Raw genomic sequence first — 14,562 nt, forward strand, 5'->3', positions numbered from 1 at the left:
GCCTCCTCCTACTCGATTTCGTAAACCACATCCCCGCGTAACACCGTCATCAACACTTGAGTCTTAGCGATTTGTCTTGCTGATACTGTGGTGATGTCGCGGTCGAGAATGGCGAAGTCAGCGGATTTGCCTACCTCAATAGAACCTGTTACATCTTCAATTCCAAGACTTTTGGCGGCATTGAGCGTGTAAGCGTCGATGGCTGTGTAGATATCGGTTAGGCCGGTTTGGCCCATGATTAAGCTGTTCGCGATGCCGACTAAAGGGTTGATGTCGTGTACGTTCCAGTCACTGCTTAAGGTGATATTCGCGTCGGTCTTGAGTATTGCATCGAGGTTCATCATGGCTTTAGCACGGCGAGCACCTAGGAAAGCTTCAGCCCATTGGTGTTGATGCCTTGCAACGTAATCAGGGCCAACTTGGAAATCTGCAGTTACATCTAACTGGCGAAAGCGTGGCACATCTTCATCATTGATTAATTCGACATGGGTTAGGGTGTAGGGTTTGGTTGAACCTTGTTTGCGAATACTTTCTATCGCATCAAGAGATTCACGAACCGCTCCATCACCAATCGCATGAATGTGGGCGCTAAAGCCGATTTTCTCGAGCGCAGTTAACCATTCTTTCATTTGTTCTGGCGGAATATAGTTCAAGCCATTAGGAGACTGGGGTAGATAAGTATCTAAGTAGGGCGCGAGTGTTTTGGCGGTGCCATTGATAAAGATGCCATCACTGTACATTTTCACCTGATCGACAAGTAACAGATGGCTTTTATCGTCGGAATGCATTTTCTCAAAGACTTCTAATTGAGAAGACATCACCATCGATGGGTACACCCAAGGGCGTAGCGATACTCGCGCCGTTAAGTCTTGATTTTGCTCGGCCTCTAGCCAAACGTCATACCAACCTCGTTTCCAATACATGCGACCGTCGCCAATGGTGGTGATGCCGTGGGTTGCCGCTTCCTCAAGCCCGAACATTAAGCCTTGGTAGCTTTGCTCAAACAGTTCACTTTGGCTATTCCAAGCCATCTCCATCACTTGATCGCCAGCATTGTCTAGCAAGATGCCATTGAGCTTGCTGCTGTCTTGGTCTTTTAAATAAACACCGCCTTGTGGGTCTGGAGATTGTTGGCTGATTCGAGCGATTTTTAGTGCTTTTGAGTTGACCCACATCGAGTGTGAAGTCTGCTCCATAAGCACCACGGGGCGATTAGGGAAGACACTGTCGATGATCTCTAGTGGCGTGTAGTCAGAGTCGCTATCGAGCGTCGCTTCCAAAGAAAAACCATAGCCCATAAGCCAACCTCTGCCATCGGTATCAGCATTGATCTTACACGCTTCTAAGTAGGGGATTTGCTCTTCTAACGTTGCTTCAGAGTCGAGTTCACAATTGCCACCCAGCTCTGAGGCGGCTTCAAACACATGGTTATGGTTATCAATAAATCCCGGAAGGACAAAGGCATTGTCTAAATCAATGACATAAGTGCTTTGCCCTTGAAAAGTTTGCGCCTGTGATTGGTTACCAATGAAGATGATCTTGCCTTTGTGGGTAACGATCGAGTCCGACTCACGATGCCCGTATATATCAGCATTGATAAAGATCTGGTCAGCACTTTGGTTATGAACAGATGTTTGCGCTTGAACTGGTGTTTGTGTTTGAACTGCTGTTTGCGCTTGGACAACGGTGTTGGCTTGTGCAAGCACCGGCGCTACGGCCGATAAGCTTGTGAGTAATGCTATCCATGCAGTACGTGGCAGAGTGAGCTTGTTATTCATTATTATGTCTTCCATGTTCCACGGTTTAGTAAGTATAGAAAGCGAGTGGCGAGAATCATATCGTGAATTTTTAATAATAAAGTGTCCTTGGTTGCTCTCTTGTTTGAATGTAATTCCAGTGCCTTTTGAGGTGGTTGTGGGAATACAGCTCGTCAATAAAGGATTGCGAATCCATTCGCAGACTAAACAATTCACATAAGGTTCTGAATAAATTACAGTTAAGTGAGCTATAAAAATGGATTTAACGTATTACCAAGGATGTAAGTTTATGTTTTCAAGAGACTTACTCGCATTACTAATAAAAACAAGTCGAGGTTAGGATGAAAAAAATATTATTGCTGCTTAGCGTGATCTTATTGGGTGGTTGTGTTGGCATGCCCGAAACGGTAAAGCCTGTTCAACAGTTTGAGTTGGAACGATACCTAGGGAAATGGTACGAAGTGGCTCGTTTGGATCACTCGTTTGAGCGTGGCTTAGACAACATCAGCGCTGAATACAGCCTTCGTGATGATGGCGGCGTGAAGGTGATTAACCGTGGTTATTCGGCGGAAGAAGGTGAGTGGAACGAAGCGGAAGGAAAAGCGTACTTCGTTGAGGGCTCTGAACAAGGCTATTTGAAAGTGTCTTTCTTTGGCCCTTTCTACGGCGCTTATGTCGTGTTTGAATTAGACAAAGAGGGCTACCAATACGCGTTTGTTTCTGGGCCCGACACTGATTACTTATGGCTACTCGCAAGAACGCCTGAAGTCGCACCAGAAGTGATGGAGAAGTTTAAAGCCATGTCGAAAGAGCGTGGCTTCAATACCGATGAGCTGATCGTTGTGGAACATACCCAATAAACCGATCGCTGTTATTGCTGAGAGTGACTGATGATTGATAAGGCACAGAGGATGAATTTCTCTGTGCCTTTTTTATTCAAAGATAGAGCTACAATTAACGAGGCTGGTTGCCGTTCAAGAATAGCGCGACACATTCGCGAGTGTAGTGAAGTCTTTCTTCTTCAGATTCTCCGCTGTCGTGTCCGAAGAATCCCCAATACGCCGATTTGCCGTGAAACATCAGCAACAGTTGGCGTGCTGCAATGACTGGCGAGCTTGATGTCGACAGTGTGAGATCACCAGAGTCTATTTTCGACTGCAAATAATCAGCAAGTAATTTGGTGGTTTTTTGTGGCCCAGTTTCTAAATAGATAGAGGCGATCTCTGGATGCGTATTCGCTTGGCTAATGGCATTTTGAAAGGTTTGTCTAGATTGTTCATCAAGTAATAAATCCTGAAACTTCACACCAAATTTCACCAACTCATCACCCACCGCAGCATCCATATCAAAGGCAGCAGGACTGAGTTCTCGCTCCGCACACTTGGTTTGCATGCAGGTTTCGAAAAGTTCGTCTTTGTTTTTAAAGTGAGAGTAGACCGTTTGCTTAGAAACGTTCGCTGCTTTGGCTATCTGATCCATATTGATCTTGAAGCCATGTTCAGAGAAAAGTTGGCTGGCTGCGGTTAAGATCTGCGATCTCTTCTGTTCACTCTTGATGATTTTTGTCACGTGCTTGCTTCTCGTTACTTGGTGTTGGGTCGTTACCTAGCTTGTCTCTTTGCTTAGTGCCTATTGATACTCCGCTATAGGTGTCTCATTTGGCGCTAAGCATTATGCTTTTTGTGATGGTTTTATCAAACATTAACCATGAAACTTATTTTTAACATAATCAAACTAGACAGTCTAGTTTGGTTTGGTTAGTCTAAAAAAAGAACATAATTGAGTACCGCATAGGAACAGGAAGTATGTATAAATTGATGAAGGGAAGCGCAGTAGCAGTGGCGTTGTCGGCTTTTCTTGTTGGATGTGGCGAAAAGGAACAAGCCCAAGAGTCGGTTGATTCAACCTCTGAAACGGCATCGAGCGTCCAAACTATTTTAACCGTGGAAACGATGGCCTTGGCGCTGTCTTCCTCTTATGCAGTACAACGCGAATATGTCGGTGTGGTTAAGGCGGGTCAACAGGCCAATTTAGGTTTCGAGTTGGCCGGAAAAGTAAACGAGATTCTGGTGGATGTCGGTGACACAGTCACAACGGGTCAGCCGTTGATCAGACTGGATACCCAACTTTTGGAAACCGAGTCTAGCCAACTGAAAGCGCAGGCTGAAGAAGTCAAAGCTCAATTGAGTTTGGTGGCAGCGAACCTTAAACGTCAACGTTCATTGAAAGCGAAAGGCTTCAGTGCCGAAGCGGAGATTGATTCTCTCACCAGTGAGCAACGCGTATTGCAGGCGAACTTGTTGCGCATCGATGCATCGGTAAAAGGCAATGAACTGAAATTGGTGAAGTCGACAGTGCTTGCGCCTTATTCTGGAACCATCGCGACGCGCTTTGTTTCGCTCGGAGATGTGGTGAATGTGGGTAATCCAACTCTTACACTGCTCGCTTCTGAGGGCAAAGAGGCCTTCATCGGTATTCCTGCTCACCAAATGCAAAAAGTCACCTCACTTTCTTCGCCTAACATCCGAGTTGGGAGAACAGATTATGCCGTGGAGCTATTGAATCCCGGCGCAATGGTCGACACCCAATCTCGCAGTGTTGGTTTGCGTTACCTATTCCCTGAACAATCATCGGTATTGGAAGGGCAACTTGCCTACCTTAAATTTGATGAACAGATTGATGACCAAGGCTACTGGGTGCCATTAACGGGTTTGATTGACGGCCTACGCGGTGTGTGGAACATCTTTGTGATTGGTGAAGACAACAAGGTTGAACGTAGAAGTGTTCAGGTGTTGTTTGCCAACAATCAACAAGCGTACGTGAGTGGGGCGATTGAAGACGGTGAACAAGTGATTGCCAGTGGCTTACATCGTTTAGTGCCAGGACAAACCGTAAAGCCAGCTAGCGTTACTGCTGAATAGGAAATAGCATGAAAATCATAGAGACTATTTCCAACACTCGACTGCTTATCTTAATGACCGCACTGCTGATGGTGAGTGGTATTTCTGCGTTCATGACGTTGCCACGTGCAGAAGATCCAGTAATCATCAACCGTTACGCGAACATTACTACCAGTTTCCCCGGCGCCAGTGCCGAGCGTGTTGAAACCTTAGTTACTGAGGTTATCGAGAACAAGCTGCGTGAGCTGAGTGAAGTTAAACTCGTGAGCTCAACCTCAAGGCCGGGCGTGTCTATTGTCACCTTAGAATTGAATGACACCATCACCGAGCCTGAGCCGGTTTGGTCTCAAGCTCGCGACAAGTTATCTGACATCGAATCCATTTTGCCTGCGGGCTCTCATTCTCCCGATCTCGATAGCGACCATACCTATGCTTTCACAACCATCGCATCTCTAACCTGGTCTGGTTCAGGCGAGCCTGACCGATTAACACTTGGGCGTTATGCCAAAGAACTCGCTAAGCGACTAAGAACTTTGTCGGGTACCGAATTCGTTGATGAATATGGTATGCCACAAGAAGAGATTCAAATCAGTTTGCGTACGGCCGATGCCGCTGCTCTAGGGCGATCAAGTGCTAATATTGCTGAGTCGCTAGAAGGGGCGGACGCCAAAAACTCTGCCGGTGAATTGGTCAGTGCTTATTCTCGCTTTGGCTTAGAGATTAAGTCTGAGCTTGATTCCATTGAACGTATTAAACAGGTGCCAATAGCCACCGACAGCAACGGTCACATCATCCGCATGGAAGACATTGCTTCTGTGAAACGTGGTGAGAAAACCCCACAAGACCAGATTGCCATTATTGATGGTGAGCCGGGTGTGATTGTCGCGGCAAGAATGCATCCTGATCTGCGAGTTGATAATTGGACGTCGCGAGCTAATGCTCTGATTGGTAAATTTGAGCAAGAGTTACCAAGTAACGTTAAGGTGACCGTGCTCTTTAATCAGCAAGGTTATACCGAAACTCGCTTAGACGATTTAGGTAAAAGCTTGATGATCGGTTTCGGTCTGATCTTGATTGTTCTGTTTGTCACTTTAGGCGTGCGTGCCGCGATCTTAGTCGCCATTTCTCTGCCGTTAACCTCATTATTGACCCTGTCGTTCATGAAAATGACCGGTGTGCCGATTAACCAAATGTCGGTGACAGGCCTAATTGTGGCGCTCGGGATCATGGTTGATAACGCGGTGGTGATGGTCGATACCATTCAAGCTTATCGTTTGAAAGGGCAACAACGAGCAGAAGCGACCATGAATGCATTGAAGCATTTATGGGTGCCGTTATTAGGCTCAACTTTAACTACCGTGTTGGCGTTTGCCCCGATTATCTTGATGCCGGGTGCATCGGGTGAGTTCGTCGGTGGTATTGCGATTACCGTTTCTTTCTCATTGATCGGCTCTTACATCATCTCGCACACCTTAATCGCAGGCTTAGCGACTAAGCTACTGCCGAAACAACTCAGTGATGTCGACAAGAAAGGACAGCACCATTGGTACATGACCGGCTTAAGAATCCCGGCTTTGACGCGCTGGTTCTCGTCTTCTGTCCGCTTTGGTGTCACGCATCCAATTATCACGATTGCTTTGGTGTTGTTGGTTCCGTTTACCGGTTACTGGAGTATGTCTCAGCTGACTGAGCAATTCTTCCCGCCATCAGACCGAGACATGTTTGAGATTCAGGTTTACATGCCGCCGCAAGCGAGCATTTACGCCACCAAAAACACATCTGAAAAAATTGACGATATTATTCATCGTTACCTTGAAGTGGAGCGTATCGATTGGCTAGTGGGCGCAAACTTCCCATCCTTCTATTACAATCTGCAAGCAAGGCAAAATAACGCGCCGTACTTCTCGCAAGCCATGGTGAAAACAGAGAACTTTGACCAAGCCAATGCGCTAATTCCACAGTTGCAAAAGGTGTTGGATGAAGAGGTGCCGGAAGCACAAATCTTGGTACGTAAGCTTAACCAAGGGCCTCCATTTACCGCGCCCGTTGAACTGCGAGTGTATGGTGAAAACCTCGATACGTTGAAAGCGATTGGTGAGGATGTGCGATTGATTTTGGCGGGTGTTCCTCATGTGACGCACACAAGGGAAACGCTGCAACCGGGTACACCTAAGGTGTGGTTGAAGGTCGATGAAGACACCGCAAAGCTGAACGGTATTTCATTGAACCAGTTCGCAGGTATGCTGCAAACTACGCTGACAGGTCGTGAAAGTGGCTCTGTGATTGAAGGCAGTGAGTCGGTACCAATCCGTGTTCGTGTCGCGGATGAAGCGCGTGAAAACCTAGCGCATTTAAGCAATATTCGTTTGCCAATTAGCTCTGAGGTGTACTCAACGGGAATTAATGTTTCGACTCTGGCTGAACTTGAATTAACTACTAGCCGCGGCGCGATTACTCGTCGTAACGGGCAACGAGTGAACACCATTGAAGGTTACATTGAAGCGGGTGTTTTACCTCAAACCGTCCTTAATGAATTCCAGAAACGCTTAGCAAGCTATCAGATGCCATCGGGTTATACGATTGGTTTTGGTGGTGAATCCGCTGAGCGTGACAATTCAGTTAACAGCCTTATCTCGAATGTCGCCGTTGTGGTGGTATTGATGGTGTTGGTGGTGGTGATGTCGTTCAACTCGTTCCGAATGAGTAGCATCATCTTCATGGTGGCGGGGTTGGCTGGTGGACTAGGGCTGTTGTCGGTATGGATCTTCGGTTATCCATTTGGCTTTACGGTGATCATCGCCATGCTCGGGATTGCGGGCTTAGCGATTAACGCTGCCATCGTGATTCTGACGGAATTGAAACTCGATGAACAAGCTTCATCCGGTAATGTCGATGCAGTCGTTGAGGCGGTGATGTCGTGTACTCGTCATATCAGCTCAACCACGATCACAACGGTGGGGGGCTTTATGCCGTTGATCATCGCTGGCGGTGGTTTCTGGCCTCCGTTTGCGGTCGCGATTGTGGGCGGTACCGTATTAACCACGCTTATTTCATTCTACTTTGTGCCTGTGGTTTATCATTTGATGACTCGAAATCAGCGAAAATCCATGACTACTCAAGCGGCATAACTGTTTTTCGATTTAACGTCTCTTCAATTTGGCTACTCTTTAATTGCCCATAATCGAGCCGTATCTGGCTCGATTATGGTGTTGTTATTCTCGATAAATTCACCCCAATTCCTACCATTTTGTTGTGCTTTTTACCGCTATTACGCCCTCAATTAGTCAAATTATCCTTTCTGTTAGTCATAATATTCTTTCAATTCGTCACAGTAGTACATCGATGAATGCTTGGTTATCTTGCTGGTGAATGAGTGGGTATTTTGAATAATCTAACCAGTGAATACCTTGTAAATGGTATGTGAATTCACAATCTTGATGGGCGTCACACTTCTATTTATTCGCTCTTTCTAATGTACCTTGAACTTGCTCTGAGCAGTGGTGACGCGCGAGTGTTTATCTACTTTTTCTAAATCCCTTGTCAGTACTGGCTCCATCTGTGTAGCACGCTATTGATGTGTGTCTTAATCGCTTACTGCTTCTTAGTTTTCGTCTTCATAAATGGAAGGTTAGTTTCCAAGTTTGTTTGGTGAGCTTTCAATTTCAACTCTTCATAATGCGCCGAATGTAACAATGTATTTCAAAGTGTAACAATTAAGTCATGTTTTCTGTGTGGTTTTAACCCAGCAGTAACGAACCTTATTGCATTGCTTTTTGAGATGCGGCGTTTCACATGCTCAACACATAAATATTCTAATGATCATGACAACCAGTACTCAGACGTTCGTTCTGAGGCTGGATAACCATCGAGAAAGTTAATGGAAGCTTCAAGATATAAACGCATTTTATCGAGGACAAATTTGTCGAAGATTGGTTTGCTAGGAACCGTTCTGATGCTCGAAGGATGTAACTCCGCATTGCTCGACCCAAAAGGTAGCGTTGGCGTTCAGGAAAAAGAGCTGATTATCACGGCTCTGTTGCTGATGTTGATTGTCGTCATCCCAGTAATTCTGATGACCATCTACTTTGCTTACCGATACCGCGAAAGCAATACTACGGAAGAGTATGCACCAGACTGGGCACACTCAACCAAGATCGAAGTGGTGGTATGGACGATTCCAATCATCATCATCGCGATTCTTGCCACCATCACTTGGCGAACAACACACGAACTAGAGCCTTCCAAGCCTCTGGAAAGTGATGTGCAACCTATGGTGATCGAAGTGGTCTCTCTGGACTGGAAGTGGCTGTTCATCTATCCGGAGCAAAACATTGCGACGGTTAACTATGTTGCGTTCCCGAAAGATGTACCGGTGACGTTTAAGCTAACTTCAGACAACATCATGAACGCGTTCTTTATCCCGCGTCTTGGTTCGCAGATCTACGCGATGCCGGGAATGGTGACCAAGCTGAACTTGATTGCTAACCATGAGGGTGACTTCAAAGGTTTTGCATCGAACTACAGTGGCAAAGGTTTCTCACAGATGAAATTCACTGCATCAGCGATGCCTGATCAAGTGGCATTTCTAAACTGGGTGGAAAAAGTGAAAGCAAGCCCTGATCGCATTGAAGATTGGGAGCAGTTCCGTTCATTGGCAGCGCCAAGTGTGGCTGAACCTGTGACTCTGTTCTCCAGTATCCCACCATTTCTATTCACTGATGTTGTGACCCAGCACCCTGGTTCAATGAACTGTTTGCCGGAAACCCAAGGATAATCGTCATGTTTGGAAGATTAACTCTAGACTCAATTCCCTACCACGAACCCATTATTTTGATCACCTTAACCATGATCGCTTTAGTGGGTAGTTTAGTGGTGTATGCGGTAACAAAAGCCGGTAAGTGGCAATACCTATGGAATGAATGGTTTACGTCTGTAGACCACAAAAAACTAGGCTTCATGTACATTGCGGTCGCGATGGTGATGTTAGTTCGTGGCTTTGCTGATGCGGTCATGATGCGTAGCCAGCAATTGCTTTCTGCAGCCGGTGAAACGGGCTATTTGCCGCCACATCACTACGACCAGATCTTCACGGCTCACGGCGTGATCATGATTTTCTTCGTAGCGATGCCTTTGGTTATCGGTTTGATGAACATCATCGTGCCGTTGCAAATCGGTGCTCGTGATGTTGCATTCCCTTATCTGAATAACTTGAGCTTCTGGCTATTTGTGGTGGGTATTATCCTATCCAACATGTCGCTTGGCTTAGGTGAGTTTGGCCGTACGGGTTGGTTGGCGTATCCGCCGCTGTCTGGTATTGAGGCGAGCCCGGGAGTCGGGGTCGATTATTGGATATGGGCGCTGCAAATATCCGGAGTGGGTACTACGCTAACGGGTGTGAACTTCTTTGCGACCATTTTGCGCATGCGTACTCCCTCTATGCCAATGATGAAGATGCCAGTATTCACTTGGGCATCTCTGTGTGCCAACATCCTGATCATCATCTCTTTCCCAATCCTAACGGTAACCATCGCGCTTCTGACGTTGGATAGATACATCGGCACGCACTTCTTCACCAACGACCTTGGTGGCAACGTGATGATGTATGTGAACTTGATTTGGGCATGGGGACACCCTGAGGTGTACATCCTAATCTTGCCTATCTTCGGTGTGTTCTCTGAAGTGACTGCAACCTTCTCTCGCAAAAAACTGTTTGGTTATACCTCACTGGTATGGGCGACGGTGGCTATCACTATTTTAGCGTTTGTGGTTTGGCTGCATCACTTCTTTACCATGGGTTCAGGCGCCAATGTGAATGCCTTCTTTGGCATCGCAACCATGATTATCTCTATCCCGACCGGGGTTAAGATCTTCAACTGGCTGTTCACCATGTACAAAGGTCGTATCCGTTTCACAACACCTATGTTGTGGACAGTTGGCTTCCTTATCACCTTCACCGTTGGTGGTATGACGGGCGTGTTAATGGCAGTACCGGGTGCAGACTTCATTCTGCATAACTCAGTATTCCTGATTGCGCATTTCCACAACGTAATCATCGGTGGCGTAGTGTTCGGTTGTTTCGCTGCGATTGGTTACTGGTTCCCGAAAGCGACCGGTTTCACTTTGAACGAGCTTTGGGGCAAACGCGCGTTCTACTGCTGGATCATCGGCTTCTTGATGGCGTTCTTGCCGCTTTACGCTCTAGGTTTTATGGGCATGACGCGTCGTTTGAGCCAAGACATTAACCCTGAGTTCTTCCCACTATTGGCGGTTGCGGCTGCAGGTACGGGCGTGATTGCGATGGGTGTGGTGTGTCAGTTCGTTCAGATTTACGTGAGTGTTCGTGACCGCGACCAAACCCGAGATCTAACGGGTGACCCTTGGGGCGGACGTACATTCGAATGGGCGACATCGTCACCACCACCGTTCTATAACTTTGCAAAATTGCCTAAGGGCGATGAGATCGATTCGTTCTGGTATCAAAAGCAAAGTGGTGAGTTTGATCCAACTCAGGAAGAAGAATACGAACGTATTCACATGCCGAAGAACACACCGACAGGCATTTATGTGTCTGCATGGGCGTTGGCATTTGGCTTCGCAATGATCTGGTACATCTGGTGGCTAGCGGCTGCAAGCTTAGTAGGCATCGTGGTGACGTGTATTCAACACAGCTACAACGACGATGTGGACTACTACGTGGAAGTTGAAGAGATCAAAGCGATTGAAGCGGCTCGACGTGCACAGCTTGCAGAAGCGAAGAAACAGTCAGTGAAAGGCGACCATTCTGGTCGTGGTAACAGCGCTGACACTGATAACAACGACAAAAAAGATGACTTGGAGACGACGTATGCAAGCTAATACTCCGTCACACACTTATGATCTTGCACACTCGCATGATCATCACCACGAAGCTGCGGGGAATAAGTTGTTTGGCTTCTGGGTTTACTTGATGAGTGACTGTGTCCTGTTTGCCACGCTTTTCGCGACGTATGCCGTGCTTGAGAGTGGATCAATTGCAGGGCCGACAGGTAAAGACATCTTTGAACTGCCGTTCGTGTTTGTCGAAACCATGATGCTGCTGTTCAGTAGCATCACCTTTGGTTTTGGCATGATTGCAATGAAGCGCAAAGACGTGACCGGACTGAAGCGATGGATCAAAGTGACTTTCGTATTGGGCTTAGCCTTTATCTGTATGGAAGTGTATGAGTTCCACCACTTGATTGCAGAAGGTTATGGTCCTCAAGAGAGTGCGTTCCTTTCAGCGTTCTTTACCTTGGTTGGTACACACGGTTTGCACGTAACGTTCGGTCTTATCTGGATGGCGGTGGCGTATCACCAACTTTCAACCAAAGGCTTGAACGACAACATGTCGATGCGTTTCCAGTGCTTAAGTTTGTTCTGGCATTTCCTTGATATCGTTTGGATTTGTGTATTTACCATCGTGTACTTAATGGGGGTGATGTAATGGAACAGCATCTAGACAGCGGTGCAACGGATTACGTGAAAGGCTTTATTGCTTCACTAATTCTCACCATTATTCCGTTCTACATTGTGTGGGCACATGCGCTACCAAGTACGGAAACTTACGTGATCTTGTTCGGCTGTGCGCTGGTGCAAATCTTTGTCCACTTTAAGTACTTCTTGCACATGGAAGCGAAATCTCCCGATGGGCGTTGGAACTTGGTGTCATTGATGTTTACCGCCATTGTTGTATTGATTCTTATCGCTGGCTCGGTGTGGATCATCTACAACATGAACGTCAACATGAAGTTGTAGGCTAGGTATGCTGAAAAGATATCTGTCTATCACCAAACCGGGCATCATTTTCGGCAACCTGATTTCTGTTGCGGCGGGGTTCTTCCTCGCTGCAAAAACAGAACCAGCCAATGCGATGTTGTTAGTGACAACATTAGCGGGTGTGGGACTTGTTATTGCATCAGGTTGTGTTGTGAACAACATCTTTGATCGAGACATCGACCAGAAAATGAAACGTACCCAGAACCGTGAATTGGTTCAGGGCAATATCAACACAGACGTCGCATTTATCTATGCGTTAGTTATGTTGTTGGCAGGCACAGCGTTGCTGTTTCAGTTCGCTAATCCGATCTCTGCGGTCATGGTGTTGCTTGGCTATGTGTTTTACGTCTTTTTCTACACCATGTGGTACAAGCGTACATCGGTGTACGGCACTTTAGTCGGCAGTATTTCGGGCGCAGTTCCGCCATTGGTGGGTTACTTGGCGGTGACTAATTACATCAGCCTTGAAGCGGTATTGTTGTTTGTGATGTTCTGTTTATGGCAAATGCCACACTCGTACGCGATCGCGATGTTCCGGATACAAGATTATCGAGATGCAGGCATTCCCGTGTTACCGGTGAAAGAGGGCGTCGACAAAGCACATAAACACATGAAAGCCTATGTGGTGGCGTTTGGCGCAGTCTCATTGGCGCTGTTCCTACTCGGAGACGTAGGTTATGAATACCTAGCTGTGTCGGCGGCAGTCTGTTTTATGTGGACTAAAGTGACGTTTCGTAAGGTTGATTGCCTCAACTACCTCCAGTGGTCAAAGACCGTCTTCAAGGTCTCTCTGCTGGTGGTAATGAGCATCAGTGGTGTGCTGGGTTTAGAGCTGATTCCTTTGCACTTTCTGTAAGCCCATATAAATAATAAAGGTAACGTGGGATACCCCGCGTTACCTATTATTAATAGACAGCTACTATCGTTATTTATAATCTAAAAATTAGCTATTGAAGTTAGCCCGGTTAATTTACATCTGTCATCACAATGTTTAACAATTTCTGTTGAGGATGTTGTAATCAGATGAGCTTCTTAAATTACAATTTAACTTACGGCTACCGTTTGCTACGTTGAGTATCACTTTGTTATAGATACCGTTAACATTATTAATGTCTGCATATCCGAAACTATCAAAGGTTGAATCATAGGAGTGATCACGATTATCACCTAATACCATTATTTTACCTTCTGGAACGTGCCAAGTAAGATTACTTTTTAATAATTTTGATTTTTCTTTCGAATACCTTACATTATAATCGTGAAGACCAACTTTCTCGTTTATATATATGTAACCATCTTCTTCATTCGTTATTCCATGAGATGCCTTTATACCATTGATATAAAGTTTTCCCATATCTAATATAACAGTATCACCTGGTATACCAATCACTCTTTTTCTGAATGAGATTTTTTCAGAACGGTGTTTTGGAGGGTGCAGGAACCGAATGACATCACCGTGTTCAGGATTGTATCTACCCAAACGAACACCATTGACCATAGTCCAGTACTTACCTTCAAAAGTAGGCGCCATACTTGCTCCAGTGTTGGCGTTGATTGAGTTAGAGAAGTAGTAACATAGTATGAAAATCCAGAATGTTAGCGAAGTTGATGCCGAGATTACCCATTTAATGATCTTCATGTTGAACCCTACGGCTGCAATACTTCTCGGCCAATAATGTTACGCTATAGTTTGCAAAAACAAATGAGCCATAAGTCAGCACCAATACAGCAATTATTTCAAGAACATCGTTGAATCCACCATTAAACAAGTTCTTACATAAGAAGTAGTAAAGGAAGACACTAAGACTAATGAAAGTAATTGTTGTCACCAATAGTGACCATTCTAATTTTGATAAGTTTTTGTTCATTACAATTAAACCATAAATAGAAATATGATGGGTAAAACAAGTAATCGGCTTATTAATTTAAATGGTCGATACCAATAAAATGGAAGACGATGTGTAATGCTAGTCGATTTATAGTTGAGACGATAAAGTTCATCAACAAAAATCTGTAATAATTTTTTAACCACGGATAAGCCTAATTTATTATTTTAGTGTGTAGATTGTGGCAGTAAAATCTGACGTTTTTTGTCTAAAACTGGAAATTAG

11 protein-coding genes are annotated in these 14,562 nt (G+C 45.6%); 8 read left to right on the forward strand and 3 right to left on the reverse strand.

Going from position 1 to position 14,562, the window contains the following annotated elements:
• Positions 1–8: 8 nt before the first annotated feature.
• Positions 9–1,778: an amidohydrolase gene (locus AB4507_RS19160; protein ID WP_372183111.1), complete on the reverse strand. Its 1,770-nt coding sequence runs from the start codon at positions 1,776–1,778 to the stop codon at positions 9–11.
• Between the two features lie 320 nt (positions 1,779–2,098).
• On the opposite strand from AB4507_RS19160, the gene AB4507_RS19165 reads away from it, so the two are divergent.
• Complete coding sequence (locus AB4507_RS19165; protein ID WP_017060193.1) at positions 2,099–2,617, forward strand: lipocalin family protein; 519 nt, start codon at positions 2,099–2,101, stop codon at positions 2,615–2,617.
• A gap of 94 nt (positions 2,618–2,711) precedes the next feature.
• On the opposite strand, the gene AB4507_RS19170 is transcribed toward AB4507_RS19165, so the two are convergent.
• Entirely contained in the window at positions 2,712–3,326 is a 615-nt protein-coding gene (locus AB4507_RS19170) for a TetR/AcrR family transcriptional regulator (RefSeq protein WP_004736309.1), read from the reverse strand.
• Between the two features lie 236 nt (positions 3,327–3,562).
• Here AB4507_RS19170 and AB4507_RS19175 point away from each other — a divergent pair, with 236 nt between their 5' ends.
• The 7 genes from AB4507_RS19175 to cyoE all read left to right on the forward strand — a co-directional run bounded on the left by AB4507_RS19175 (position 3,563) and on the right by cyoE (position 13,307).
• Positions 3,563–4,678 (forward strand): efflux RND transporter periplasmic adaptor subunit, encoded by a 1,116-nt coding sequence (locus AB4507_RS19175; RefSeq protein WP_372183112.1) that lies wholly within the window; start codon positions 3,563–3,565, stop codon positions 4,676–4,678.
• A gap of 8 nt (positions 4,679–4,686) precedes the next feature.
• Positions 4,687–7,785: an efflux RND transporter permease subunit gene (locus AB4507_RS19180; protein WP_372183114.1), complete on the forward strand. Its 3,099-nt coding sequence runs from the start codon at positions 4,687–4,689 to the stop codon at positions 7,783–7,785.
• A 749-nt stretch (positions 7,786–8,534) separates the two neighbouring features.
• The gene (gene cyoA / locus AB4507_RS19185) at positions 8,535–9,431 is read left to right on the forward strand and encodes a ubiquinol oxidase subunit II (protein WP_081326284.1); all 897 of its coding nucleotides are present in this window, start codon (positions 8,535–8,537) and stop codon (positions 9,429–9,431) included.
• 5 nt (positions 9,432–9,436) lie between these two features.
• Positions 9,437–11,512, forward strand: a complete 2,076-nt coding sequence (gene cyoB / locus AB4507_RS19190; protein ID WP_372183116.1) for a cytochrome o ubiquinol oxidase subunit I — start codon at positions 9,437–9,439, stop codon at positions 11,510–11,512.
• Complete coding sequence (cyoC, locus tag AB4507_RS19195; protein WP_080967339.1) at positions 11,484–12,119, forward strand: cytochrome o ubiquinol oxidase subunit III; 636 nt, start codon at positions 11,484–11,486, stop codon at positions 12,117–12,119. The genes cyoB and cyoC overlap by 29 nt, the downstream gene beginning before the upstream one ends.
• Positions 12,119–12,430: a cytochrome o ubiquinol oxidase subunit IV gene (gene cyoD / locus AB4507_RS19200; protein ID WP_017066633.1), complete on the forward strand. Its 312-nt coding sequence runs from the start codon at positions 12,119–12,121 to the stop codon at positions 12,428–12,430. Before cyoC ends, cyoD begins: the two co-directional genes overlap by 1 nt.
• A gap of 7 nt (positions 12,431–12,437) precedes the next feature.
• Positions 12,438–13,307 (forward strand): heme o synthase, encoded by an 870-nt coding sequence (gene cyoE / locus AB4507_RS19205; protein WP_372183118.1) that lies wholly within the window; start codon positions 12,438–12,440, stop codon positions 13,305–13,307.
• A 135-nt stretch (positions 13,308–13,442) separates the two neighbouring features.
• Here the strand turns inward: cyoE and lepB are convergent, their stop codons facing one another.
• On the reverse strand, positions 13,443–14,090 hold the full coding sequence (lepB, locus tag AB4507_RS19210; protein ID WP_372183120.1) for a signal peptidase I: 648 nt from the start codon (positions 14,088–14,090) through the stop codon (positions 13,443–13,445).
• Positions 14,091–14,562: the final 472 nt, after the last annotated feature.

The sequence above is a fragment of the Vibrio sp. 10N.222.54.A3 genome, assembly GCF_041474095.1.
Classification (GTDB): Bacteria; Pseudomonadota; Gammaproteobacteria; order Enterobacterales; family Vibrionaceae; genus Vibrio; species Vibrio crassostreae_C.